Origin of the sequence: Bradyrhizobium sp. 137, from assembly GCF_023074095.1 — a bacterium.
GTDB lineage: Bacteria > Pseudomonadota > Alphaproteobacteria > Rhizobiales > Xanthobacteraceae > Bradyrhizobium.
Map to the genome: position 1 here is coordinate 36,205 of NZ_JADPKU010000127.1, position 23,963 is coordinate 60,167.

21 protein-coding genes are annotated in these 23,963 nt (G+C 63.0%); 5 read left to right on the forward strand and 16 right to left on the reverse strand.

Annotated features, from left to right (window positions below; genetic code table 11):
- Positions 1 to 1,016: 1,016 nt before the first annotated feature.
- From IVA78_RS31340 to IVA78_RS31380, 9 genes are all read right to left on the reverse strand, one after another.
- Positions 1,017 to 1,979, reverse strand: a complete 963-nt coding sequence (locus tag IVA78_RS31340; protein ID WP_247422075.1) for a UDP-glucuronic acid decarboxylase family protein — start codon at positions 1,977 to 1,979, stop codon at positions 1,017 to 1,019.
- 196 nt (positions 1,980 to 2,175) lie between these two features.
- Positions 2,176 to 2,925, reverse strand: a complete 750-nt coding sequence (locus IVA78_RS31345; RefSeq protein ID WP_247334297.1) for a glycosyltransferase family 2 protein — start codon at positions 2,923 to 2,925, stop codon at positions 2,176 to 2,178.
- Positions 2,926 to 2,936: 11 nt separating this feature from the next.
- Positions 2,937 to 4,337 (reverse strand): capsule biosynthesis protein, encoded by a 1,401-nt coding sequence (locus tag IVA78_RS31350; protein ID WP_247469358.1) that lies wholly within the window; start codon positions 4,335 to 4,337, stop codon positions 2,937 to 2,939.
- Between the two features lie 4 nt (positions 4,338 to 4,341).
- Positions 4,342 to 5,730, reverse strand: coding sequence for a surface carbohydrate biosynthesis protein (locus tag IVA78_RS31355; protein ID WP_247469359.1), 1,389 nt, complete (start codon positions 5,728 to 5,730; stop codon positions 4,342 to 4,344).
- Between the two features lie 64 nt (positions 5,731 to 5,794).
- Complete coding sequence (locus IVA78_RS31360; protein ID WP_247469360.1) at positions 5,795 to 7,309, reverse strand: hypothetical protein; 1,515 nt, start codon at positions 7,307 to 7,309, stop codon at positions 5,795 to 5,797.
- 10 nt (positions 7,310 to 7,319) lie between these two features.
- Positions 7,320 to 8,141 carry an SDR family oxidoreductase gene (locus IVA78_RS31365; RefSeq protein ID WP_247422067.1) on the reverse strand — a complete coding sequence of 274 codons (822 nt, stop codon included), beginning with the start codon at positions 8,139 to 8,141 and terminating at the stop codon, positions 7,320 to 7,322.
- A 13-nt stretch (positions 8,142 to 8,154) separates the two neighbouring features.
- Positions 8,155 to 8,856 carry an acylneuraminate cytidylyltransferase family protein gene (locus tag IVA78_RS31370; protein WP_247469361.1) on the reverse strand — a complete coding sequence of 234 codons (702 nt, stop codon included), beginning with the start codon at positions 8,854 to 8,856 and terminating at the stop codon, positions 8,155 to 8,157.
- On the reverse strand, positions 8,853 to 9,761 hold the full coding sequence (locus IVA78_RS31375; RefSeq protein ID WP_247469362.1) for a Gfo/Idh/MocA family oxidoreductase: 909 nt from the start codon (positions 9,759 to 9,761) through the stop codon (positions 8,853 to 8,855). Before IVA78_RS31375 ends, IVA78_RS31370 begins: the two co-directional genes overlap by 4 nt.
- Positions 9,758 to 10,807: a nucleotidyltransferase family protein gene (locus IVA78_RS31380; protein WP_247469363.1), complete on the reverse strand. Its 1,050-nt coding sequence runs from the start codon at positions 10,805 to 10,807 to the stop codon at positions 9,758 to 9,760. The genes IVA78_RS31375 and IVA78_RS31380 overlap by 4 nt, the downstream gene beginning before the upstream one ends.
- Before the next feature lie 199 nt (positions 10,808 to 11,006).
- Between IVA78_RS31380 and IVA78_RS31385 the strand changes: the two genes are divergently transcribed.
- Positions 11,007 to 11,618, forward strand: a complete 612-nt coding sequence (locus IVA78_RS31385; protein ID WP_247422063.1) for an acetyltransferase — start codon at positions 11,007 to 11,009, stop codon at positions 11,616 to 11,618.
- On the opposite strand, the gene neuB is transcribed toward IVA78_RS31385, so the two are convergent.
- From neuB to IVA78_RS31410, 5 genes are all read right to left on the reverse strand, one after another.
- Positions 11,615 to 12,685, reverse strand: a complete 1,071-nt coding sequence (gene neuB / locus IVA78_RS31390) for an N-acetylneuraminate synthase (RefSeq protein ID WP_247469364.1) — start codon at positions 12,683 to 12,685, stop codon at positions 11,615 to 11,617. The two genes, IVA78_RS31385 and neuB, sit on opposite strands and share 4 nt — an antisense overlap.
- Complete coding sequence (neuC, locus tag IVA78_RS31395) at positions 12,682 to 13,860, reverse strand: UDP-N-acetylglucosamine 2-epimerase (protein ID WP_247469366.1); 1,179 nt, start codon at positions 13,858 to 13,860, stop codon at positions 12,682 to 12,684. Before neuC ends, neuB begins: the two co-directional genes overlap by 4 nt.
- Positions 13,853 to 15,037, reverse strand: coding sequence for a LegC family aminotransferase (locus IVA78_RS31400; protein WP_247469368.1), 1,185 nt, complete (start codon positions 15,035 to 15,037; stop codon positions 13,853 to 13,855). The genes neuC and IVA78_RS31400 overlap by 8 nt, the downstream gene beginning before the upstream one ends.
- 19 nt (positions 15,038 to 15,056) lie before the next feature.
- Positions 15,057 to 16,076 (reverse strand): NAD-dependent 4,6-dehydratase LegB, encoded by a 1,020-nt coding sequence (locus tag IVA78_RS31405; protein ID WP_247469370.1) that lies wholly within the window; start codon positions 16,074 to 16,076, stop codon positions 15,057 to 15,059.
- 123 nt (positions 16,077 to 16,199) lie between these two features.
- A complete protein-coding gene (locus tag IVA78_RS31410; RefSeq protein WP_247469372.1) occupies positions 16,200 to 17,402 on the reverse strand; it encodes an HAD-IIIA family hydrolase in 1,203 nt (400 codons plus the stop codon).
- Positions 17,403 to 17,856: 454 nt separating this feature from the next.
- Here IVA78_RS31410 and IVA78_RS31415 point away from each other — a divergent pair, with 454 nt between their 5' ends.
- Together IVA78_RS31415 and IVA78_RS31420 are read left to right on the forward strand one after the other, a co-directional pair.
- A complete protein-coding gene (locus tag IVA78_RS31415; RefSeq protein ID WP_247469374.1) occupies positions 17,857 to 18,726 on the forward strand; it encodes a hypothetical protein in 870 nt (289 codons plus the stop codon).
- A gap of 9 nt (positions 18,727 to 18,735) precedes the next feature.
- Positions 18,736 to 20,142 carry a DUF6418 domain-containing protein gene (locus tag IVA78_RS31420; RefSeq protein WP_247469376.1) on the forward strand — a complete coding sequence of 469 codons (1,407 nt, stop codon included), beginning with the start codon at positions 18,736 to 18,738 and terminating at the stop codon, positions 20,140 to 20,142.
- A 32-nt stretch (positions 20,143 to 20,174) separates the two neighbouring features.
- Here the strand turns inward: IVA78_RS31420 and IVA78_RS31425 are convergent, their stop codons facing one another.
- Entirely contained in the window at positions 20,175 to 21,059 is an 885-nt protein-coding gene (locus IVA78_RS31425; protein WP_247469378.1) for a class I SAM-dependent methyltransferase, read from the reverse strand.
- A 296-nt stretch (positions 21,060 to 21,355) separates the two neighbouring features.
- Between IVA78_RS31425 and IVA78_RS31430 the strand changes: the two genes are divergently transcribed.
- Together IVA78_RS31430 and IVA78_RS31435 are read left to right on the forward strand one after the other, a co-directional pair.
- Entirely contained in the window at positions 21,356 to 22,132 is a 777-nt protein-coding gene (locus IVA78_RS31430) for a hypothetical protein (protein ID WP_247469379.1), read from the forward strand.
- Positions 22,133 to 22,188: 56 nt separating this feature from the next.
- Positions 22,189 to 23,064, forward strand: coding sequence for a hypothetical protein (locus IVA78_RS31435; RefSeq protein WP_247469380.1), 876 nt, complete (start codon positions 22,189 to 22,191; stop codon positions 23,062 to 23,064).
- A gap of 57 nt (positions 23,065 to 23,121) precedes the next feature.
- Here the strand turns inward: IVA78_RS31435 and IVA78_RS31440 are convergent, their stop codons facing one another.
- Positions 23,122 to 23,961 carry an SDR family oxidoreductase gene (locus IVA78_RS31440; RefSeq protein ID WP_247469381.1) on the reverse strand — a complete coding sequence of 280 codons (840 nt, stop codon included), beginning with the start codon at positions 23,959 to 23,961 and terminating at the stop codon, positions 23,122 to 23,124.
- Between the last annotated feature and the right edge of the window lie 2 nt (positions 23,962 to 23,963).

Below are 23,963 nucleotides of genomic sequence, written 5' to 3' on the forward strand. Positions count from 1 at the left end.
GCGGCCAGTCTAGTAATCATCATCCCTGCCGTCTGTGAGGAGCTCTAAGCGGCGATCAGACGTGTCGGGCGGATCGTTGACTGGAAGGATGCGGCCTGACCGGCAGGCACATTGACGCACTCAGAAGGCCGACGGGCTTGCGGGAGCCGGTGTGTGTCACGCTGTCGACGCTTGCTGGCTGCTAGCGGAAGATTACGACGCTGAGGGAGGAAAACTAGCAAGTGCAGTAGCGAAGTGAAGGCGGGCTGGCCGGCATAACGTTCAGAAAGAGATCGCCCGATCTGTTGCGGACCTTGGTGTGAACAGGACAACATCTCGACCGGCCGGGCCTATGCTGAATAGTGCAGGCATTGTGGTGACCACGGCCAACTACACTACAGGGTCGGTCATTGCCGCCGAGCAGGTGTCAGGTGGTGGCTGCGACGTGGTCTGGAAGGATTCGTCGAGGGCAGTCTGGAGCGCGCACAGCGACGGCAATTTCGTGACGACGCTGGCCGCGGCTCCCGAAGTGGTGGGGACCGATCCCATCAAAGTACTGGAGCCGACTCCAGCAGGATCTCAATGGCGATGGCGTCGTCGGCGCAGCGCCGGTGGCTGCGGATAGTCTCATGTTCAATGTCGATGACTCGTCACTGTCCAGCCCGACAGAGGCACCATCCTATGCCCGGTTGGGTTGGTGCGGAGGTCACGTCCTCCGTCGGTGTGCGGTCGTGAATCACGATGCCCACGTGCCCGTCAGCCCGGCTGCCTTCTCAACGGCCTCCACGGCAGCAGCTTCCTGCCTGACGCACCATTGACATGCTGACATAGTGCGCCTGTTTTGCCCGACGACTCGAATTGCGTCGTAAAATCCGCAACGCGTTCGGGCCAGTGGTTAAGCCATTGATGGGCGGGTCCGGCTACTGTGCATTGGGTTGATTTCGCGCTTTTCGTAGCGAGCATCGAATGATGATTTTTGCGATCGCAGCGCGCTTATTGCGAAAGCGCGCTGCGGACGATGAAAGCTGCGCGCGGAATCAGGTCAGTTGAAGCGAGTGCTTGAAGTAGGCGATCGTCTCCTTCAGCCCATCTTCAAGCGCAACCTTCGGCTCCCAGTTCAGCGCCGCCTTCGCCTTGGCGAGGTCGGGCTGGCGCTGCCGCGGGTCGTCTTGGGGCAGCGGGTTGAACACCAGCTTGGAACGCGAGCCCGTGAGTTTGATGACCTTTTCGGCGAGTTCACGGATCGTGAACTCAGAGTTGTTGCCGAGGTTAATTGGGCCGGTGACGTCTTCCGGTGTCACCATCAGCCGCGTAATGGCCTCGACGAGGTCGTCGACATAGCAGAAGGAGCGGGTCTGCCCGCCGTCGCCGAACACGGTGATCGGCTCGCCCTTGAGAGCCTGGACGATGAAGGACGACACCACGCGTCCGTCGTTGGGCTGCATGCGCGGGCCGTAGGTGTTGAAGATGCGCGCGACCTTGATCGGGAGGCCGTGCTGACGCCAGTAGTCGAAGAACAGCGTCTCGGCGCAGCGCTTGCCCTCGTCGTAGCAGGAGCGGATGCCGATCGGGTTGACATTACCCCAATAGTCCTCGGTCTGCGGATGGATCAGCGGATCGCCATAGACCTCGCTGGTGGAGGCCTGGAAGATGCGCGCCTTCAGTCGCTTGGCGAGGCCGAGCATGTTGATGGCGCCGTGCACCGAGGTCTTGGTGGTCTGCACGGGGTCACGCTGGTAGTGGATTGGCGAGGCCGGACAGGCCAGGTTGAAGATCGCGTCGACCTCGATGTAGAGCGGGAAGGTGACGTCGTGCCTGACCGGCTCGAACAGCGGATTGGCGATAAGATGGGCGATGTTGCGCCGGCTGCCGGTGAAATAATTGTCCGCGGACACCACCTCGGCCCCCGCTTCGAGCAGTCGCTCGCACAAATGCGATCCGATGAAGCCGGCGCCCCCGGTCACGAGGATGCGGCTGTTCTTGTAGCTTTCAAACGGCATGATCGGGTTCCAGGAGGATCTTGGGGGCGGACTCGTCCGGTGAGGCCGGCAGAGTGGTATCGGCTACGGGCGGAAAGGCCAATAGGCTTGCATTCTGGCGTGATGATACGTCAAAAGTCCAGTGGGCCGCCGTCCGGGCCGAAATGATCATTTCCGGCTGGCTGATGGCTACGCGGCGCTTGTGCGCCGGGCTTTGCTAGAATTCCCGCCGCTTCAGCCAGGCCCGCGCGCCCCAATGGGCAAAACACCAGACCGACCTGATCAGCGAGAGATGTTCGACGTTGCGGTAGATCTGCCAGACCCATTTGGCCGAGCGCACCGGGCGGCTGGAGACCGAGAATCCCCTGACGCGGTAGCGGGCAAGGTCCTCGTTGAGACCGTATGCGGTGCGGCCGCGCCTGAGGATCGAGAGCCACAGGCAGAAATCATCGTAGCCCTCGTTCTTCATCGTGATGGGACCTGAGATCTCACGGTCGACCATCGCGGTCAGGGTCGCGATCGCGGTGTTCTTCAGGAGCTGGCCATAGCTGAGCGAGGCCGGCACCTCGATCAGCCGTCCGGTGACCGTGTTGGTCTCGTTGATGCGGCGGAAAGCGGTATAGCTGAGGGCGGCCTGCTTCGCCTTAGCGAAGGCGAGCTGCCGCTCGAGCTTTTCGGGGAGCCATAGATCGTCGCTGTCGAGGAAGGCGAGATAGCGGCCCTGCGCGGCATCGATCGATGCCTGGCGCGCGAGCGCCGGGCCGCCATTTTTGGCCTGCCGGATCAGCTTGACGCGGGGATCGCGCGCGCCGATCGCCGCGATGATGTCCGGCGTGTTGTCGGTCGAGCAGTCGTCGGCGATCAAGAGCTCCCAATCGGCGAATGTCTGGCTCTGCACCGAGCGGATCGTCTCCTCGATCAGGCCTTCGACGTTCCAGGACGGTGTGATGATCGAGACGAGCGGCATGATGGGTCCGTTCAATTCACACGGGCCGGTTCGGCCATTGCAGCGCGCAAGGAGGCCGCGAACGTGTCGAGCAGTTCGGGATCGCTGATATAGAGCTCGCCCGGATGAGACCGGCGCCAGGCGGACTCGAAATAGGGCGCACCCTTGGTGGGATCGAATGGCCCGGTAGACAGCGCTTGGCGCAGCCGCGCGGGCACGTCGGCCAGTCGATCGACCGCATGCACCAGAGGACAGGAGCGGTAGAATGCATCGCCCATCACCACGACCGGCTTGCCAAGCAGCAGTGCCTCGGCACCCGACTTGCTGTTGACGGAGACGACGGCGTCGGCGCGATTAAGCACGGTGTAATTGTTGGTCTGCGGCGGCAGCAGCACGAAATTGTCGAACCGGCGCGCGAGCTCGAGCAGGCGGGCGGCCGAGATGGCGCCGATCTGGGCTGGATGTTCCTTCACCACGAGCACGTGCGAATCCGGGATGGTGCGCAGCAGGAAGTCGACGGTCGCAACTTGGTCGAGATAGTCCGGCGAGCGCAGCGTCAGCGCCATGTCGGCCGGAACATGGAAAGGATAGTAGACGAAGGGTCTTTCGGGTAGCGGCCGGTAAAGCTTGCGCAGCCGCGTCGCGTTGAGCGCCATCGCGGCGTGCACGCGGGCATGACGCAGATTGTGTCCGAATTCCTGGTGCTTGCCGAGCGCGAATTGGTCCCAGAGCTTCTCGGCGAGACGATGGGCATTGCGCAAATTGACGACCTTCTTGAACGCCGCCGAATAGTGGTGCTGATCCTTCTTGGGAATGACGATCGCGCGCTGCGTCAGCGTCTCGTCCAGATAGCCGCGGACCTCGGCGGACACCGCATCGGCGGGCTTTGCCATCACGTCGGGCGCAGCAAAGCTGTCCGGCGTAAAATACATCCGGCCGCGAAAGAACGACGGCTCGATGAACCAGTTGCGGATGCCCCGGCGCCTGGCGGCGTAGAAGCTTGCGATGACGGAAAGGAAGCCGCCGAGCTCTTGGACCAGTTCGGCGCGTCGCTCCTGCGCCTCCAGCCGGTCGAGCAGCGCCTCCATGGCATTGGCATAGATCATGAAACGCCGGCGCAGCGCCGCGGTATCGTTGATGCCGAAGGTGAAACGTTCATGGCTGAACAGGAGATTGGTCCCGTCGAGTCCGTAAGAGGCCACGCGCGCGTCGAACGCCTTGCGATCGTCAGGCCAGGGGCCGGCCTTGAGACCCTCGCGATACATGTTCGTGACCGGAACGCCTTCGGCGACCGACATCTCGGCGCTGCGATCGTCGAAGGCGAGCAGTTCGACGTCATGTCCGGCTGCGCGCAACCGCTGCGCGACCGGAATCCAGAACCGGGTCTGGTATTCGGCAAGCGTGGTGAGGAGAATGGTCTTTGCAGTGGTCATGAGTCTATTTGGTGTGTTCGATCGCAATGCTCGCGAGCGGCAGGCCCGTCATCGCGCAATGCGCGCGTCTTGCCGCAAATTGCGACGGGTTCGCACGATCATGGGTTGCGATGCGTTGAAGCAGGGTCCTGACGAAGATCGGCTCGATCCGCTTGTCGCGCCGGGCGGGATTGAACTGGCTGCGCAGCCGCTCGGTGACGGCCGAGCCGAGCGCGGCGCTGGCGGCACCCTTGACGACCTGGCCGAGGCTCGGCTTGGCGCGCGTGCCCTTCACGGTTGCGAGCAGCGAGAGGTATGGCCGGCGCGAAGTCGTTGCGCGGGTCAGGACGTCGGCGACGCGTTCGGCGGCTTGCCCGTCGTTGAGATGGAAGAACGCCTCGATATCGGCGGCGTGAACGCGAGCGAAATCGAAGGTCTCGGTCTCACGCTCGATGTGATCGATCACGCCGAGCAGCTCATCGAACGAGGCGACTTTCCGGCTCACCCGCGCGGGTAGCGCAGCATGGCCGGCGGTGATGGACGTGTTCAAATACTCGAGCTGGAGCGGCAGCTTTCCGAGCAATGCCGATTCGACGGCGGTGCCGCAGTTGAGATGAACGACTGCCGCCGCATTGCGAATGCGGTCGAGCACGCTGCCGGTGCCGTCGATTAGGACGTTGGCGTGGCGCGCGAGCGCGTTGCGATAGACCTCCTCGCTCTCGAAGGGATGCGGACGCACCAGAATGCTGCGGTCAGGCCGCGCTGTGGCGAGGCGGTCGATCTCGGTGAGATAGTTGGCGAAGACCTGCTTCAGGTCCGCGATGAAGCGATCGACATAGGGGCCGTCCCAGCCGGCCCGCACCATCGCCTGGCGTTCGCCGCCCGGCTTGCCGGTGAAGCGTGAATTGACCAGAGGGAAGTTGGCGTTGACGAGCACGTAGCCGCGCGGTTCGCCGTCGAGCAGCGCGCGCCAGCGCGGGGCTGCAAAATCGAAGCGCGGGCAGCCGGTGAGGTGAAGATGCTCCGGAGGCATGGTTCCGGCCGCCAGGAAGGCGTCATGCAGCCGGTTGCCCCAGAAGAAATAGCCCGCCAGGATGTCGGCGTAACCGCTATCCTTGATATGTGCGGCCATCGCCGGTGGCGAGTTGCCGCCCTTTTCCGCGAGCACGCCGCCTTCGGTATCGAGGACGTACAGCGCGAGTCCGGCCTTGGCAAAGCTCCGCATCAGGTCGAGATTGACGGGACGTGCGTAATTGACGACCAGGGCGTCCAGCCCCAGCCTCGGGACATCAACGGCCTGCTCGTACATCGGCACCAGCGTGACTGCGGCGCCACGCCGTGCGAGCTGATAACCAAGCATGACTGCTCCCGGCAGGTCGCGCTTGGGGTGATCGACCACTAGGCCTATGCGCACCGTTTGCGTCTCCTCGTGTCGAGCAAGGCTTTCATCGATCTCCCGCATGGTGCAAATTGACGAGCTAGGTCGACGCCCAGCCGAAGCGGTGGCCAAGTTCCACGAAGATCGCCCGCTGGCGGTCTTCCAGAACGAGAAAATACTGTATGGCCCAGGTCACTGCGCAGAACGCGGCGATCGCAAGCCCGAGCCTCCAGAAGCCGTCGATTGCAAAATGGTCTGCAAGCTCGAGTAGCAGCAGGCCCAAGACTATGAGAATGACGGCCTGGGCGAGAAGTGCTCTAAGGAGGCGGTAGGAGTCAAGTTGCAACCCGCGGCTCACGACCCCGATCTGCAACGGTAGAATGACGGCGTTCCCAACCACTTGGCCAAGGATCAGCGCTCGTTCATCGAACAAGTGCAGCGTCGCCACCGCCACCGCGGCCCACACCGCCAATTGATAGATCATGAGCCGATTCAGGCGGGACTGCACGTCTGCGCGGGTTAGGAACATGACGTTGCCGAAGGCGAGGTACTGAGCGCAGATCGGCACCACGAAGCTCAGGCCCATCCAGAAGGCGTAGGGAGCCATCTGTGGTCCGATCCAGACCTGCATGATCTCGCGCGACAGCATGGCGGCCGCCATCAGCGGCGGCACCGTGAACATGGGCAGGATGATGAGGCCGAATTCACCGAGCCGCTGGAACGCCGCAGCGTTGCCGCGCTCGTCCAAGCGGCTTGCCACCGGCAACAAGGCGGACGTCAGGAGGCCGACGACGATCTTGGACACCCGCGGCAGCCGGACAAGGGTGTCGTACACGCCGACGCCCTTGGGCCCGAATAAGAGGCCGACCAGGAAAGGCTGAATCGGCAGCGCCAAGCCGCCCGTCAGCTTGCCCTGCGCGAACAGCGCGCAGCGGTGGAACAGCTCGTGCCGGATCGGCGCGTCCCACATCGCGAGCCTGACCTTGCGCACGACGGCGACGAAGGCCGCGGTGAACACCAGACCTGCGCGCATCAAGGTGCTGGCGAGATAGATATAGGCCACCAGTTCGAATGATGCTGCGGCGTTGGCCGCCCAGATCGTACAGGCGACGTAGACGATCGTGGAGCTCACCTCAGCCAGCCGCAGGACATTGTAGCGCTCAAAGCCCTTGACGATGCCTTCCCAGACCAGCGCGGGGATCAGCACCAGGTTGGCGAGCGCGGTGTAACGCAAGATTTGCGCAAACCTGTCCGCGTGAGCGGTATCGACGCGGAGTGCGATGGTCAGGTATGGCGCGCTGATCCAGATCGTGACCGCGAGCAGTCCTGCGAGGACGGCGGCCATCACGGTGAGAAGCGCGAGTTGTTGGCCAGCGACGCGCCAATTGCGATGCTCGCGCGCCCGCGCGACCGCTTGCGTCGTGACTTCGGAGAGGCCGAGATCGAGCAGTCCCATCATGCCGCTCGGCAGCAGGATGCGGGCCAGCACGATGAGGCCGAACTCGGTCACGCCCCAAGTGCGGATGATGACGGGGATGACGACCAAGCCGAGCACCGCCGCAATCCCGAAGGCTGCGCTGGATATCAGCGTGTTGCGGATCAATTGTCTGAGCATGCTCCGCCGTTCACCACGCGCTTAGGCCGCCGTCGACCGCGATGTTCTGGCCGGTGACGTAGGAAGCCGCATCGGAGACCAGGAACAGCACCGCGCCGACCATCTCGTCGGGCTTGGCCATCCGGCCAAGTGGAATGCGGGCGCTGTAGCGTTGCTTGAAGGTCTCGTTCTGCCCGCTCTCGACGCCGCCCGGGGTGAGCGTATTGACGCGAACGCCTTTAGCCGCCCAGTAGGTCGCCAGGTGCTTCGTCAGGCCGATGACACCGGCTTTGGACGCCGTGTAGACCGCGGGCGTGTTGATGGCGCGGCCGAGATATTCGGAGCCTTCGTAGATGCGCTGGTCGGGCGCCATCAGGCCGTAGATCGAGGCGGTCTGCACGATGGCACCGTAGCCGCGCTCGGCCATTCGCCCGCCGAACACCTGCGCGACGTTGAACATGCCATCGAGGTTGACCGCCATGATCTCCCGCCACGTTTCCTGGGAGAACCTCTCGACCGGGGCGAAGAAGGCATCGATGTCGCGAGTCTTGTTGGCGGCGTTGTTGAGAAGAATCGAAACCGGTCCAAGGCCGGCCTCGATCGCATCGGCCGTGTTGCGCACTGCATCGGGGCTGGTGATGTCGCAGCCGTAGCCTCTGGCGCGGACGGCATGGCGTGAGGCGACGTCGGCCGCTGCCGCATCGGTCGCGACCTGATCGAGATCGACGATCGCGACATTGGCGCCGAACTCGGCGAGGCCTTCGACGAAGCGGCGGCCGAGGATGCCGCACCCGCCGGTGACGACGGCCGTGCGGCCGGTCAGATCGAACAGAGCCTTGAAGCTCGTGGTCATCGTTTGAGGCTCCTCAGACCGGCAATCGTTGGCGCAGCAGCAGTTCCACCAGCGCAAAATCGAGATCGGAATCGATGTCGATCGAGCGCTCTTCCGGCATTTCGAACAGACGCGTATCCGGATAGAACACCGCGGGCTGCTCCAGGAATGGCGCGACGTGCCAGACATAGATCGACGCGTTCATGTCGAAGCAGCGCGGCGCATCCTGCCGACGCGTAATCGGAGGGTTGGCAGATTTCGAAAGACCGACGCTGCCGTCGCTGCGCTGCTCGACCAGATTGAAATAGGGCGACCGGCGCGCCGGCGCTCCGGTAATGACATTGCGAGCACCGCTCTCGCGCAGCAGCGCCACCGCACCGCTAATGTCCGAGGCAAGCCTGAGCGGCGAGGTGACGTCGAGATCGACGAAGATCTCCGGTGTCTTGCCCGTTTGTGCGATGGCCTGCTCGAGACAATGGCGGATCGCCGGCAGCTTCGGCGCCGCATCCGTCGCCATCTCAGCCGGGCGCCTGACCGCGATGTCTGCACCGGCCCTCAGCGCTGCGTCGAGCAGAGCGTCCGAATCGCTGCTGAAGGCGATCGCGTCGAACAGGCCGGTCTCGCGCGCCTGCTCGATGCTCCATGCGAGCACGGGTTTGCCCAGCAGATCGCGCGCGTTCTTGCCGACGACCCCTTTCGAGCCGCCCCGCGCGCACATGGTGCAAAGCAGACTCATGGCGATATCCAGGTCTTGGTGCGCAGCGCGCGCTCGCTAGCATCGATCAGATGCACCACGCCGAGCCCTTCGGCAAGCGAGCAGGCCGGGCTCGCGCCATGCATCCCGGCGATATGCATGTTGCGGTAGCTCTGGTCGCGCTCGCAGGCGATCTCCGTTGTCTTGCCGTTGACCGAGAGGCGGCTGCCGACCAAATCGGCCTCGATGGTGTCGTCGTCGACGTTGACGCGAATGCGGCGGATGCCTTGGCGGTCGAGATAGTCCATATGGACGTGGACCGCTGGCGCCCGCTGCATGTCAAGCAGCAGGTCGAGATGGTCGTCGACGTCAAGGTCGCGCGCCCCGGACGCGCCGCCCAGCGCGGCGACGCGATGCCACGGCCCGAACAGCCACAAGAGATAATCCAATTCGTGGCTGAGATCCCGCAGCACCCCGCCTCCGGCCTCAGCCGTGGCGGATGCGGTCGCACGATGGTCGCGGCCGGGTCGCCAGTCCCTGATGTCTTGACCGACATAGGCGGCCACCGTGATCACGTCGCGCCCATGTAATCTCTCGGCGAGCGCCGTCATCACGGGATGGAACCGCAGATTGTATCCGACGCTGACATGGGCAAACGGATATTTCGGTGGCGATGCCGGTGTCGCAAATAGCGGCTTTTCGACAAGCACCTTGCCATGGAAGCCGGCTTGCGCGAGCTCTTGCAGGTCGTCTGCATGGCGCATAGTCTCGGTGGCGATCACCACGTAATCCGGATGCGCAGCCGCGAGCGCCTGCGTGATCGATCCGTAGTCGCCGCCCTCGCGGCGGCTGACGGTCGCGACCTGAAGCCCAAGCCCGCCCAGGACGCGCGCATGCCTTGTGCCGATCGAGCCGAGGCCAACTACGATGGCGGTTGTCGAGGTCACGGGAAGACCTCATGAAACTCTGCATGCGCCTGCTCGAAATCCTCCAGGCGGCCAATGTCGAGCCAATATTCACGGATCGGATAGACCGCGACGCGCCCCTTGCTGGCGATAACGCGCTCCAGCACGGTCGGCATATCGATCCTGACGCCGGGCGCGACATGGCTGAAGACGGAACTGCCGACCACATAGATGCCGGCACTCACGAACCAGCTCTCGGTCGGCTTCTCGCGGATGGCGTCGAGAAAACCGTCTGACGTGGAGACCACGCCGTAGGGCACGTGCACCTTGTGCTCGCGCACGGCCATCGTCGCTTCCGCCGGTGTTCCGTTGTGGAAGTCGAGAAGAGCGCCGTAGTTGATCGTGGTGAGGATGTCGCCGTTGGTGACGATCGTCGGCAAAGCCGGCGGCGTCGGGAACAGTCCGAGCGCGCCTGCGGTCCCCAGGCGCTCGGTCTCGTGCACGTACTGGATATTGGCGCCGAAGGCGCTACCATCAGCAAAATGGTCCTTGATCGCCTCGGCCTTGTAGTTGACCGAGATGAAGATGTTGCCAAAGCCCTGCTGCACGACATTGCGGACGATCGTCTCGAGCAGCGGCCGGCCGCCGACATTGAGCATCGGCTTCGGTACCTCGCGCGTCAGCGCGCCCAAGCGCTCGCCGAGACCGCCCGCCATGATCAGGACAGGATTCGGATAATGGCGCGGTTCGAGCAGCTCATCGAGCGTCTCGACCACGACCAAATGGCCGCCCTCGTCGACGAGCGGGAGCTGCTTGATCGACCTCTGCCGCATCAATTGCAGGCGATCCTCGCGCGGCAGGGTCGCAGGAACCGACACCGGCGCTCGGTTCATGATATCGGTTGCAAGGCCGGTCAGCGGGATGCCGCGCAGCAGCCCGCGCCTCACGTCACCGTCGGTGACAACGCCGAGCAGCCGATTCTGGTCGTCTAGCACCAGTGCAATCTGGATGCTTCCGCTCTCGATGGCGGCAATGGCCTCGCCCACGGTCGCCTGCGTTCCGACGACGGCCTTACGCCAGGATTTCATGGCAATCTGCCTCGTATACGCCAGATATAGGGGGAGCGGCCCAGGGCTGAGCCTGCTATATCGCGGCTGCGAGAGGCGGCGTCAACCCCGGCGGACGTGCCTCGGGCCGCCCCGTTAACCTCACCATTTCGCGGCCCGAAGCGGCAGTTTGAAGACCGGCGATCCGGCCGTTAAGATCAATCCGCGCAGGGGAATCGCGATGGATGATCTCATCATCATAGGGGGCGGCGAGCATGCCTTCATGGTCTACGAGGCGGCGCTGTTGTCCGGCAGGTTCAAGGTCGTCGGCTTTCTCGATCGCCAGCCCGGAACGCTCGGCGACCTCAGCTATCTCGGAACCGACGAGGCCGCGCTGAACTATCCGGATGCCGCCTTCGTGGCGGGAATCGGATTGATGCAGGCGGGGCCTGCCCGCCGGCAGATGGTGGGCCGCATGCAGGTCAAGCGCTGGGCGTCCGTGATTCACCCGCGCGCGATCGTCTCCCCGTCAGCCCGGATCGGCGCAGGCGCCGTCATCATGCCGGGCGCGATCGTCAATGCGCGGAGCCGGATCGGTGATCACTGCATCATCAACTCTGGCGCCATCGTCGAGCACGACGTGCGGGTCGGCGACTACACACATCTGTCGCCGGGGACGGTGGTCGGCGGCGGTGCGGAGATCGGCGAGAACTGCTTCGTCGGTCTCGGCAGCCGGGTCAGGGATCACATCGCGATCGGCAAAGACACGCTGGTTGCGATGGGATCGGTGGTTACGGCCCCATGGCCGCCAGGATCCGTCCTTCGCGGCGTTCCGGCAAAGCCGCAAGGCTAGAGCGGATCGTCCGGCTCGAGCGCACGCGGCGCTGCCGTTCCGATCAGTGACCAATAGTCGATCGGCGGCCGGCCCGCGCCGGGCCGCTTGGCAGTGATGTCGGCCGGGCCGATGGTTTCACCGGCCTTCAGCGCGCGCGCTGCGACGAGGCTCTTGCGCGCCACCGGCACGTTCCTGATCTCGGATTCCTTCGGCGCCTTCACGCCGTCCCCGATCGCGCGTTCGACGTTGCGGATGGCCGCGACCATTCGCTTGAAATCGTCAGGCTCCAGCGAGGCCGCGTGATCGGGGCCTTGCGCCCTGCGGTCGAGCGTCAGGTGCTTTTCGATCGTCGTGGCGCCGAGCGAGACGGCGGCGACCGAAACTTCAAAACCGTCGGTGTGATCGGAATAGCCGACTGGAAGCTGGAATGATGTCCGCATCGTCGCCATCGCGGCGAGGTTCACGTCGCCGATCGGGCAGGGATATTCGGTCGTGCAATGTAGCAGGCTGACGTGCCGTGCGAGCGCGCTGCGTGCCGCCGGATCGCGCCACGCCGCGCGGAACGCGGCAATGCCGGGCCGTTCGTTGCGCTCGCCGTAGCCATGGGCGAGCACGCCCAGAGCCTCCTCGATCTCGCCGAGCGTTGCCATGCCGGTCGAGAGGATGAGCATTGCGCCGGCTTTCGCAGCAGCATGCAACAGCGGCGCATTGGTGAGATCACCCGATCCGATCTTGATGCGCGGCAGTTTCAGCGACAGCAGGAAGGCGAGCGAGGCGTCGTCGAATGGCGTTGACAGGAACTCGATGCCGCGCTCCTTGGCGCGCGCAATCAGCGTATGGTGCGCTGCCTGCGGCAGCTCGAGGCGTTCCAGCATAGCAAGCTGGCTTTCGGCGGCATCGGTGGCACGCTGCTGGTAATCCGCCTTCTTGGCTGCATTGCCTGCCAGCGCCTTCGCGTTGAACGTCTGGAATTTGACGATGTCGGCGCCGGAATCGGCGGCCGCATCGACCAGCGCCAGTGCTTTCTCCAGACTGCCATCATGATTGACGCCGGCTTCCGCGATGATCAGCGTGTGTGTCGTCATGGCTGCGCCCCCATTGCCGGAAGCTCGTAAAAGCCCTTCGCCAGAAATCGTCTGAAATCCGGAATGCCGGCGACGATTTCGGCGAATCGCCGGCTTGATGCGCCGTCGCCGTAAGGGTTCACGGTAGCCTGCCGGCCGCGCTGGAGCGCGTGCGAGATGGCGGCGGCGATCGCGCCGCGCTCGGGCGCGGCGTGAAACACCGAGGCCGCACGCTCGCGCCCCTTCTGACGGTCGCCGACGTCGACCGTGGGAACGCCGAAGGAGGGCGCTTCGAGCACGCCGCTGGAGGAATTTCCGATCACCACATCCACCTGACTCATCAGGCTGAGATAGCGAAGCTGCCCGAGCGAGGCGACAGCGATCGTGTTGCGGCGGTGAGCCGCGAAAGCCTCGATCCTGGCGTTCAACGCACGGCCCTCAGCATCCGCGTTGGCGAGCGTGAATACGAAACGAAAGGCGGGATCGAGCGTCGATAGTGCCGCGAACAATTCGTCCAGCTCGGCCACTGAACGCCCGGATTCAATCGTGACCGGGTGGAACGTGATGAGCGCATTGCGTTCGCCTAGCGACATTCCGAGCGCGCGGCCGATGCCGTCGCGGTCCATCAGATCGAGATGCTTGATGGCATCGATGCCGACCGACCCGATGGTGTGAATGCGGGACGGATGCTCGCCAAGCTGGATCAGCCGCTGCGTCGAAGCCCGATTGCTGGTGAAATGCAGGTGCGCCATCTTGCTGATGGCGTGGCGGGTGGATTCATCGATCGCGCCCTCGGTCACGTCGCCGCCGAACAGATGCGCCATCGGCAGTCGCATGAACATCGCAGCCTGCGCGGCCGCGAACATCTCGAAGCGATCGCCGAGCACAACGACGAGATCCGGTTGCAGGCGCGTGAAGGCGTCCGCAAAGCCGATCACACCGAGTCCGACTGATTTGGCAACACCAACGCCGGAGTCGCTGCTGAGCAGCGACTCGACACCCTCGTCGACTTCGAAGCCTTCCTCGCGGATGGCGTTGAAGGTGTAGCCGAACTCCGGCGCAAAATGCATGCCGGTGGCCACGAGCTGAAGCGTCAGGCCGGGCGTTTCCCGGATCGCGCGCATCGGCCAGACCAGCAGCCCGAAATCGGCGCGGCTGCCGGTGACGAAGCAGATCTTTCGCGCGACATTATTCATCGCGGGCTCTGATGCTGGCGCTGCTGGGCAGGTTAATCAGCCGGCGTTCGATGGCTTCGGCGGTGGAAAGGTCGCCACGCGGGCTTTGCGCGAACATCGGCAGCTTGTGCATCAAGGTCCAGGCGGGACGCGCGCCGAAACCGGCGTCGTTGAGCGCGGCGAGAAGATCGTCGCGCTGGCCGGCCTGGGCTTCGTCGAGCAGGATCGCATTCAGCCAGTAATTGCTCGTGGTACCCTTCGGCTCGCGCGAGAAGCGGACGCCGGGAACATCCGCAAAGGCACGCTGATAGGCCGCAGCCAACTTGCGTTTGCTGGCCAGGAAGCCTTCGAGCTGCTCGAGCTGGGCGCAGCCGAGCGCCGCGTTCAGATTGGGCAGCCGATAGTTGAAGCCGATCTCGTCGTGGATGAAGGCCCATTTGTGCGGCAGCTTCGCGGTCGTCGTCAGGTGCTTGGCGCGGCGCCCCAGCTCTTCATCATTGCTCAAGATGGCGCCGCCGCCGCCTGTGGTCACGATCTTGTTGCCGTTGAAACTAAGCGCTGCCAGGCGTGCCTGCGACCCGACCGCGCGGCCCTTGTAGGTGGACCCCAGCGATTCCGCGGCATCCTCAACCAGCGCGATGTTCCAAGCGTCCGCAAGGGCGGCGATCGCGTCCAAATCGACGGGGTGCCCGAACGTGTGCATCGGGGCGATCGCCGCGATGCGGCGGCCGGTCTCGCGATTGATGGTGCCGATTGCAGTCTTCTGCGCGACCGCGTCCAGTCGCACAGCGAGCGCATTCGCGTCCATGCCGAGCGTTTCGAACGAGCTGTCGACAAAGTGCGGTGTCGCCCCGCAATAGGCGATCGCATTCGTCGTCGCGATGAAGGTCAGCGCAGGGGAGATGACTTCGGTACCGGGCTCGACGCCGGCAAGCCGGAAACAGGCATGCAGCGCGGCCGTGCCATTGACGACGGCGACCGCGCGTTTGGCGCCGGTGATCTCCTCGAGCATACGCTCGAACCGATCGACGAACGGGCCGACCGAGGAGACGAAGGTGCTCTTGATGCACTCTTCGAGATAGGCGATCTCGTTGCCGGCAAACACCGGTTCGTGCAGGCCGAGGACTCCGTTAGGTGTCCCCACCGCGCGCCGCACGGCATCGACGATCGTCTTTGGCTCGAAGCTTGTGCTGGTCACGCGACTATCCACTATCGTCTCAGACGTTGTAGACGTCAGCCTTGTAGCGGCTGAGATTTGCGGGATTGGTGAACCAGTTGACCGTCTTGACCATGCCGCGGCGCATACCGTCGACACCGCCGAATTCAGGGCTCCAGCCGAGCTGCTGGCGTGCCTTGGAATTGTCGGCCCAGAGCCGCTCGACCTCGCTGTTGGCGGGACGCAGGCGCGGCTCGTCGGTCTCGATTTCGATCGATGTTCCCATGACTTCGGCGATCATCCGCGCGGTCGCGCCGACTGAGATCTCAAAACCGCTGCCGAGATTGATGGTTTGGCCGACGACTTGCTCTGCAGGCGCCGTGAGGCCCGCGATCAAGCCGCGCGCAGTGTCGGTGACGAACGAGAAATCCCGCGTAGGATTGACGGCGCCGAGGCGGATATTCCGCTTGCCGGTCGCGATCTGGCTAATGATCGTCGGGATCACCGCACGCGCCGACTGCCGCGGGCCGAAGGTGTTGAAGGGGCGGATCACCACGACCGGCATGTCGAACGAAGCCTGGAACGACAGCGCCATCTGATCGGAGGCGATCTTCGAGGCGGAGTAGGGGGACTGTCCGACCAGCGGATGGCTCTCCTTGATCGGAACCGTCTGCGCCGTGCCGTAAACTTCACTGGTCGAGGTCTGCACGAAGCGGCGCACGCCGGCCATGCGCGCAGCCTGGAGCACGTTCACGGTGCCGCGCACATTAGTTTCGACATAAGAGTCGGGCGCGATATAGGAGAACGGGATCGCGATCAGCGCCGCAAGATGCAGCACGTCGCTGCAGCCGCTCGCGGCCGCGATCATAAAGTGGGGATCGCGTATGTCGCCAGCCACCACCTCCACCGACGTCATGATGTCGGCCGGCACCGTGTCGAGCCAGCCCCAGGAGTTGAAGGAGTTGTAATAGACGATCGCCTTGACGCGGGCGCCGGCCTTGACCAACTCCTCGACGACGTGCGAGCCGATGAAGCCGTCGCTGCCGGTGACAAGGACGCGGGCACCCTTCAGATCTTCCATGCCGGACCCCAGAAAGGCGATTAAGCCAGTATTCGCAACAAGATGGCGCTATAGCACACTGGTCGTGGCGTGCAACAGAGCAACATCCGCCAAATGCCGGGGTGCAGCTTTTTGGGCGCACCTCTAGCTCTTCCCGGTCGAGACCAGGCGGTGCTTCACGAATGCTTCCAGATTTCCGCCCTCGAACAGATGCCCGGTCAGCCCCGCCGCCTGCGCTGCTTCGATGTCGCTTTGTTTGTCGCCGATCACCATGCTGCGCGTCATGTCCACGGGGAAGCGCTTGATGAGATCGGTGATCATGCCGGGGGCCGGCTTGCGCCGGTCACTCGTGCGGCAATAGCGGGCGACGGTTCCGTCCGGGTGATCAGGGCAATATTCAAATGCATCGATATGCGCACCGATCAGCGCCATCTGGTCGGCCATCCAGCGGTGCAAAGCGAGGACGTGGTGCTCTTCGTAGTAGCCGCGGGCGACGCCGGACTGATTGGTGATGACGAAGGCGAAGTAGCCGGCGTCGTTGACGGCTTTCACGGCCTCACGCGCGCCCTCGATCCATCCGAGCTTGTGCGTCTCGAACGTGTAGCCTGAATCGTGGTTGAGCACGCCGTCGCGATCGAAGAACACGGCCGGCCGCCGCAGCTTCTCCGGCAACTCGCGATCGGCGCGTGCGAAATCGTCGGGAATGCCGATGTCGATGAAGTAACCGCGATAGGCCGTGCCCCGCAGTGCGCCGGATGCGGTAAGGCCGGGGAATACATCCTGCTCGAGCGAAGCCGGAAGCTTCGCGATGTCGGCGAGAATGGATTTGTCGACGACGTAGATGCCCGCATTGACAGGCCCTGTGGCGCCCGAGCCGGGAGCGATGAAGTCACGCACCACGTCACCATCGAGCACGACGCGCCCGTAGCGGTCTCCGACGACGCCGTCGCGCAATGCCATGTGAACGCGCCCGCCCTGCGCGCGCGCGATCAGATCGAGCAGGTTGAAGTCGAACAGCGAGTCGCCGTTGAGCAGCAGGAAGCGGTCGTGCAGCAGGTTGCGCGCATGCACGAGCGCGCCACCGGTGCCGAGCGGCTCGCTCTCGCGCGATACCAGGATCTTTGCCCGGCCCTTGGTCGCGCCAGCATAATGGGTCTCGACGATCTCGGCCCTGTGGCCAGCAAGCAACAGGATTTCATCGAAGACGTGGTATCGAGCCAGTTCGTCGATCAGCGTGTCGAGAAACGGCCGCCCGCCGATTTCGAGCATCGGTTTCGGCACGGTTTTGGTGCGTTCGCCGAGGCGGGTGCCGAGCCCACCGACGAGGATGACGGCCTGTCTCAGCATGACAGATCTACCCGTGGGCACCTCAGTCGAAGGTGAGCAGCGCAATATTCCTGACTCAATGCTCTGGCTTCTCGTTGGATGGAGCTTTGGCCGGGTCTTCTCCCAGCTGCGGTCGACCTTCGAACAAGGCTTGGAGGAAGCAACAGGAGTGACCAGCGTCCCGCACCAGCGCGCAAAATCGCGCGCTGCTCGCCGTGACAGGAACTGTTGTATATGCAGTGTTTACTTAGCAGCGGCCGGAAGCAACGAGCAAGGGAAAAGTCGTGGATCCCCTTCGCTAGACCAGCGTCCAGGCGGATCCAAGCGGCAGCCAGGCTCACAATCGTTCATCGAGAGCCCTCTGGTATGCGCCGATTGATCAACCATAGATGGCTCAGTATGATATCGACTGGGCGCCCATCCACATTCACATTGTGGAGCTTCCCATTCATATCGTGTCCGGAACAAGAATTACATGCCGATGGTCGAGCGTACACCGCAAGCTTCAGCTTTTTTGCCGCTTGCGAGGTGGTCAGATATCGCTGCCCAAGCGGTACGGAGACATTGGATTCTTTCGCTCGTGATCGGAGCGATCCTGTTGGCTGCTCTTGGTTCCCTTGCGGTCGGCCGGAAGGTGGAATCCTGGACCGCGACCACGTCGATCGCAATTGGCACAATGCCCAGCTTTGACGGCATTCTCGGGCTCTCCGGGGTGCCGGTCGAACGTGTAGAGAATGCCCGTGATCTGGTGGCGCGGATCGGAGCGATCCAATTTCAGGACAATGTTCTGGCCGATGCTCGGAAGGCACTTCGCGACCCCCGGGGGTCATTCGCGGGAGCCTCGTTGCGCGGGATCGTTGTCGACGATTCCTCGATCCGTCTGGAGGCGAGTTCCGCCTCGAAGGAGGAGGCGCTGACCCTGCTTCAACAAGCAATCCTCGCGATCCAGGCAGCGCACCAGAAATTATTCGAGCCGAGAATGGAGTTATTGCGCTCGGTGCGCGCTAGCCTGCAAGATGCGAGAGCGCGGCTCAACGATACGCTCAAGAAAGGCGACATGGAGTTCGCGCCGGCTCGATCGGATGGAACTTTTGCCGGACCTGTGTTCGTGGCTAGTCCAGGTGCGTCGGTCGACAGGATGCTCAACATCGACACGCGCATCGCTGTACTGGCCTATCTCGAGCGCACCGGGCGGATGACGGCTTCACAAGATGAAGCGTCACCTGCGACGGAAGGGCCCCGGCAAGTCAATCTCGTGCGAAAGGCGATCCTGGCGGGCTTGGGCATGGTTCTTTTTATCGGTCTGTTGACCTTCTTCCTGAGACGGTCGGCGCGTGCCGTGTAGGGCCTGGCAATGACCCTTCTGGCTGGAGTCTCGATACTCCTCTTCATCGTCTGGCTGGCGCTCTTCAGGTCGACGATCTTCGTGTGCGTCGCCTTTCTGTTGTTTACCTTCGCGTGGCGCACGATCTCGTCGCTCTATATCGATCTCTCGGGGCCGGTTTTTTCGTCCCAGCTTCAGATGTATATTGGCCCCGGCGTCATGACGGTGTTCCAGTCCATGGCGTACTTTCTGACGCTAATTCCCTTCCTCTGGGTCTTCAGTCCGGCGACGCTCGACGAGTGGGCGCGGTCGGCGCCAATTCCCGAACCGCGTGCGAGCCATTCTCAACTGACCCTTTCGGACGCCACGTGCTACGCGTCCGTCCTCTTCTTGGTCTTGCTTTTCGGCGCCCTGATTCAAGGGGGCGTCATTCCGCTATTTGCCAAGATCGAGCGTTGGACCTTTAACGAGCAGGCCAATTTCCTCCATCGATTTGTGATCGAGCGAGGCGACATGCTCTGCTTCTGGTGGGGAGCCATGTTCGTCACGGAGTGGTTGCGGCGCCAGCGATACGATTATCGTTTTCTGAGTTTGCTGGCCGCACTCATGTTCTACACGTTTCTCGCAGGCGGCCGGTTCTCGCCCTTCTACCGATATTGTGCATTCTTTGTCATACCGTTCTCGGCGGTGTTGCTCGTTCAGGCGCGGGGACTCGGAAACGGAACTTTATTCAGCTTGATGCCTCGGATTGCCGATCGCCGCATCGTGCTGGCCGGCGCCGGCGTCATTGTGGCGACGGCCGCGATGATCGCATTCGCGCTCTACTGGAATCTGACCAGGGTCAGAGGATTCGAAGGTGAGGCCGCGCGGGGCGCTTTTGTAGAGCGCGTTCTCGTGCAGCCGTCAGAGATTGGATGGGCATCCTATCAACGTGTTCTGGTCAACGGAGATTGGGATGCGCGGCACGCGTTCGATGCCCTGTTCGAGCGCCCCATCGTTGCGGGACGAAACACGACACCGCAGTTTCTGATGTCCGAGACGATCGGTGAGCCACGGACAACGGAGCACATCACGGGCGGATTTCAATTCGCAGGCGGATTTCCTGAAATCTTCTTCGAGCTGTTTGGTCCTTATTTGGGCTGGATCTTTCTGCTGGGGGCCGGTTGGCTCACTGCGCTCATCTCCGCGGTCATGATCCGCTCAATCGTCGCCGAGCGATATCTCACCGCGGCTTTATCCTTTTATGTGTTGTACGGCTTCTACGTCATGTACATCGGTGGCATGCTGAACTTCGTCGCGACGCCGACATATTGGGTCAAAATTGCTGCGCTGTTCGCCGCAATCGTTGTGGAGGAGCGGGTGCAGAGGTTCGGCCGGCCCATTCTCCCGTGGGTGCTAGCCGACAGGACTCGTTTGTTTCGCCGCTCTGCCATGTGATGTCCGTGCGCCCAGCCGGGAACTGGCAATCTTCAATTTCCTTTCGACGGGGCGGCCGGACGACCCACGATCAGGGAGCCGAGCGTGAACAGATCCTCCTCGGAGAACCCTCTGAAGCATGGTGCCAATCGTTCGAGGATATGTCGCTCCGGTGGCCGGCGGTCGGGCTGGTCGCTCAGCAGCTCGAACCCGGCCTCTCTGAATAGCTCCAGATATTCGCTGTGGCGCAGACGATTGACGTATTGGAAGCGCGACTGGAAGGGCGCCCAATCCTCCTCGGAATAGGTCAGGAAGTTGAACGAGCTGATGGACGGATCGAAGCCTTTGAAGTGGTCGCCATAGTCGATTTGCACGAGGACCAGTCCGTCTGGACGCATAATGCGCCGCAGCTCCTTCAAGATTGCCGCGATGTCGGTCTTGGGAATGTGCTCGAGCGTTTCGACGGAGACCGCGCAGTCGATCGAACCGGCCGGCAGGCCCGTCGTCCGGGCATCGGCTGGCGCACGATAGTCGATCCTCCACGACCGTTCGAGATCGTCCAGGGAATCGATGTCGGGGTGGCTGGTGCCGCTGAGGCGGGAAATGATGGCGGCGTTGGAGCGGATCAACTCTAGCTTGGCCAAACGCTCGATGTCGACGGTGATGAAGCGCCGCGCGCCGTGCGCGCTGAAGGCGAGCGGAATAATCAGATCGCGCCCGGCGCCGAACTCGAAGCAGGTCGAATCCCGGAGCGGCCGCAGGCTGTACGCTTCGTGAACGCCCAGCAGCCGCTGCGCAAGCGTATAGACGGATTTGACCTGCTTCTCGGGCCGCGGCAGCCGTCGAGTGACGTAGCGCTGCAGGGCATAGTGAATGTCTTCGCCAAAGGGGATATTCGACAGCACCGAGAACGCTCGCGCCTTTGTCTGCCAGCGCATGTCGGAGGTTCCTCGGTTGAATGGAGTGACCTGGCAAGCTTCGGTCATACGGGAGCCACACGAACAATGCAAGGTTGTGGGAGCGGACGGAATCGCGCACTTCGACGGATTCCGTCCTCCAGACTGCTGAGCGTGCTCGTGGCGAGCTGTTTTTTCCGGCCCGCTCGGTGCGCCGCCATTCCCGGTTGATTCCACGGTCGGCGGAGCGTAAACAGACCCTCAAATTACGTCGACGTTTTGCATGCGGGCCGGAACATCGCGTATGACTTGTAGAATGCCGCCGGTTGGTTTGGTCTGTGCCGGTCCATTACTCTCCCGCCGAGTCTTGTCGAATGTCCGGTGAACTGCAGATTGGAGAGGCTGTCGCAAGAGGCTATCCGCCCGCCGTTCTCTATCTGCGCAACGACGAGATCGTCACGACGGAAGTCTGCGCATTCAACTACTTCTCAGTCTTCCTGAAGGATCATCCGGACGTGGATGCTCATGTCTGGCTCTTCGACGGAGCGGGCAAGCCGGCCGGCTATTTCCACAGGGAGCTCGGCGTCAACGGACAGTTGCAGTTGCAGACTTCTAGGCTGTGTCCGCGCGCTTCGGGAACGGTGGCGATGGCGCTGATACCGAAACACGAGACCAAGCTTCGTCCCGGACGGAAGGTGACCACCGGCTATTACACACAGTATTTCTCGCAGCATGGCGCGGTGACATTGTCGCACGAACGCGAACCCGTCGCGGCGACGCCGTTCCCGACCTCCGCCTGGATGCAATCCTATCTCACGCGCTTCTTGAAAGAGTCCGGTGTGGTGCTGGTGAACTCGTGCATGGCGTCAGAAGGGTCATCGGTGGGAACGGCCCGCCTCATGGCCCTGAATGGCACCGCATTGGGCGAGCGTGCGCTTCCGGAAATCGCGCCGATGGGCGCCGTCCGCATCAGCACGCTGGATCTTTTCCCCGAGGCTGAAAGATTGATCGGCGCGAGCGAGGGATTCGCCCTGGAGTTCAAGGGCACCAACATCGCCAGCCCGTTCAGCTATTATGAGTTTGCCAACGGCAAATTCAGCCTTCATCATTTTTAGAGCCTACCGTGACACGTTTCCCATCCAGTCCTTGGAAGCCCCACGAGCCTCGATTCATGTTCCCGACCTTTGCGGGTATCGAATCGCGCATGGGTTTCTCGATTCCTGCCTGGTATCGTCCAGTCGACATCAGGTATCTCCGCAGTCTCATTGCCGGCAGCCTGCGCAAGAACTTTCGCGAGACGGTCAAGGATCTCGTTCCCGAGCTCGCTAGCCTGGTCGCTTCGGGCTTCAGCAAGAAGCTCAGGTTCAAGCTGCACATCCTGTCGCGCGACGGCGATTACCGAGCGACCTATGAATTTCCGGAAAACTATTCGCCGGGTGCTTCCGTCGAGGTCGAACTGTCGCGCCTGTTCGCCTCGCTCAGGCTGCCGCAGGACGACTATCTCGTCATCGCTGTGATGTCGCGCGGACGCATGGACGGCTTTCGGTCCTCGCCTGCCAGCTATTCGATGACCTATGTCGATCAGGACAATGTCGCGATCTATCGCACCGGCGCTTTTGCCCGGCCCTTGAACGAGGGCAGGCTCAAGGCGCATGTTGGGTTCACCGGAATCAATCCGAAGATCATCGCAACCAGCGACATCGTCAGCAGCCTGATGCTGATCAATCACTCCTCCGATCCCGAATATGCTCATGCGGCGCGACCGACGTCGAAGCTGATCCGCGAGGATGGCGAGCAGATCGAGGGCGATTTCGGTGAGATTCCGCCGCTCGGGGCGCGCGAGATGTCGGTCGTGGACATGTTCGGCAGTCGCGTGTTCGATTTCCTCAAGCCGTTCGGCGGCCGCGGCACAACGGTCACCACCTGCACCGGGGTTACGCTCGCGAGTCTGCACTTGCAGCGTACGAACGACAACCGGCGGACGCTGCTGGGCATCGAGCACTCGCGCCCTGCGCACATGAACCTAGCCGGCATCTTGCAGCATTAGGGAAATCGAGCGCAGGGCAGTGGTGTCTCGCCGTCGTCATGAGCGGCGGTGCCGCGGCTACCATACGCTCCTGCCGCCGTCCATGACGAGATTCTGTCCGGTCATGTAGCTCGATGCATCCGAGCAGAGGAACTGGACGGCGGCGCGATATTCGTCGACGTCGGCCATTCTGCCCATCGGGATCAGGCGTGTCAGCCGTTCGACGAAGGCAGGATCCTGGTTGTTGAAGACGCCGCCCGGCGAGATCGCGTTGACGCGCACGCCGTGATCGGCCCAGTAGGTTGCAAGATATTTCGTCAATCCGATGAGACCGTGCTTGATCACCGAGTAAGTCACCGGCTTTACCGGCTGTTCCTCTTCGCGTGTCACATGCGGCTGGCGATAGAGTCGCTGGTCCGGCGCGATCACCCCGAGATCGGAGGCGATGTTCAGGATCACCCCGCGGCCACGTTTGGCCATCTCGCCGCCGAACACTTGCGCGCACAGCATCGCGCCGGTCAGGCCGACCGAAATTTCGGTCTGCCACTGCGGTACCGGGAACGCCTCGAAGCGCGAGGAGTGCGTGACGCCGGGCGCGGAGGTTACCTTGGGGTCGATCGCTGCGTTGTTGACGAGGATGTCGACGGTGACGCCGCGGCCTGCAAGCTGCTCGTTTGCAGCGCGCACCGAGTCGAGCGAAGCGACGTTGATCTCGAGCGGGATCAGATCGGCCGAAGGTGCGACCTGCTTCAGCGCCGCCGCGGCGGCTTCAGCCTGCGTCAGGCGGACATCGGTGACGACTACGCGCGCGCCGGCTTCCGTGAGCGCCGCGACATGCTGTTTGCCCAGCAGTCCGCCGGCGCCCGTGACGAGCGCGGTGCGTCCGGTCAGGTCGTAGCGGGAGAAGGGATTTGCCATCG

Coding starts and splice junctions, on each gene's coding strand:
- IVA78_RS31345 (WP_247334297.1), bottom strand. CDS start 2,925: ATGCCGCTCGTCTCGATCATCACACCGTCCTGGAACGTCGAAGGCCTG.
- IVA78_RS31435 (WP_247469380.1), top strand. CDS start 22,189: ATGTTCCCGACCTTTGCGGGTATCGAATCGCGCATGGGTTTCTCGATT.
- IVA78_RS31380 (WP_247469363.1), bottom strand. CDS start 10,807: ATGAAATCCTGGCGTAAGGCCGTCGTCGGAACGCAGGCGACCGTGGGC.
- IVA78_RS31370 (WP_247469361.1), bottom strand. CDS start 8,856: ATGAGTCTGCTTTGCACCATGTGCGCGCGGGGCGGCTCGAAAGGGGTC.
- IVA78_RS31350 (WP_247469358.1), bottom strand. CDS start 4,337: ATGACCACTGCAAAGACCATTCTCCTCACCACGCTTGCCGAATACCAG.
- neuC (WP_247469366.1), bottom strand. CDS start 13,860: ATGAATAATGTCGCGCGAAAGATCTGCTTCGTCACCGGCAGCCGCGCC.
- IVA78_RS31420 (WP_247469376.1), top strand. CDS start 18,736: ATGACCCTTCTGGCTGGAGTCTCGATACTCCTCTTCATCGTCTGGCTG.
- IVA78_RS31340 (WP_247422075.1), bottom strand. CDS start 1,979: ATGCCGTTTGAAAGCTACAAGAACAGCCGCATCCTCGTGACCGGGGGC.
- IVA78_RS31385 (WP_247422063.1), top strand. CDS start 11,007: ATGGATGATCTCATCATCATAGGGGGCGGCGAGCATGCCTTCATGGTC.
- IVA78_RS31425 (WP_247469378.1), bottom strand. CDS start 21,059: ATGCGCTGGCAGACAAAGGCGCGAGCGTTCTCGGTGCTGTCGAATATC.
- IVA78_RS31415 (WP_247469374.1), top strand. CDS start 17,857: ATGCCGATGGTCGAGCGTACACCGCAAGCTTCAGCTTTTTTGCCGCTT.
- IVA78_RS31410 (WP_247469372.1), bottom strand. CDS start 17,402: ATGCTGAGACAGGCCGTCATCCTCGTCGGTGGGCTCGGCACCCGCCTC.
- IVA78_RS31360 (WP_247469360.1), bottom strand. CDS start 7,309: ATGCTCAGACAATTGATCCGCAACACGCTGATATCCAGCGCAGCCTTC.
- IVA78_RS31405 (WP_247469370.1), bottom strand. CDS start 16,076: ATGGAAGATCTGAAGGGTGCCCGCGTCCTTGTCACCGGCAGCGACGGC.
- neuB (WP_247469364.1), bottom strand. CDS start 12,685: ATGACGACACACACGCTGATCATCGCGGAAGCCGGCGTCAATCATGAT.
- IVA78_RS31365 (WP_247422067.1), bottom strand. CDS start 8,141: ATGACCACGAGCTTCAAGGCTCTGTTCGATCTGACCGGCCGCACGGCC.
- IVA78_RS31440 (WP_247469381.1), bottom strand. CDS start 23,961: ATGGCAAATCCCTTCTCCCGCTACGACCTGACCGGACGCACCGCGCTC.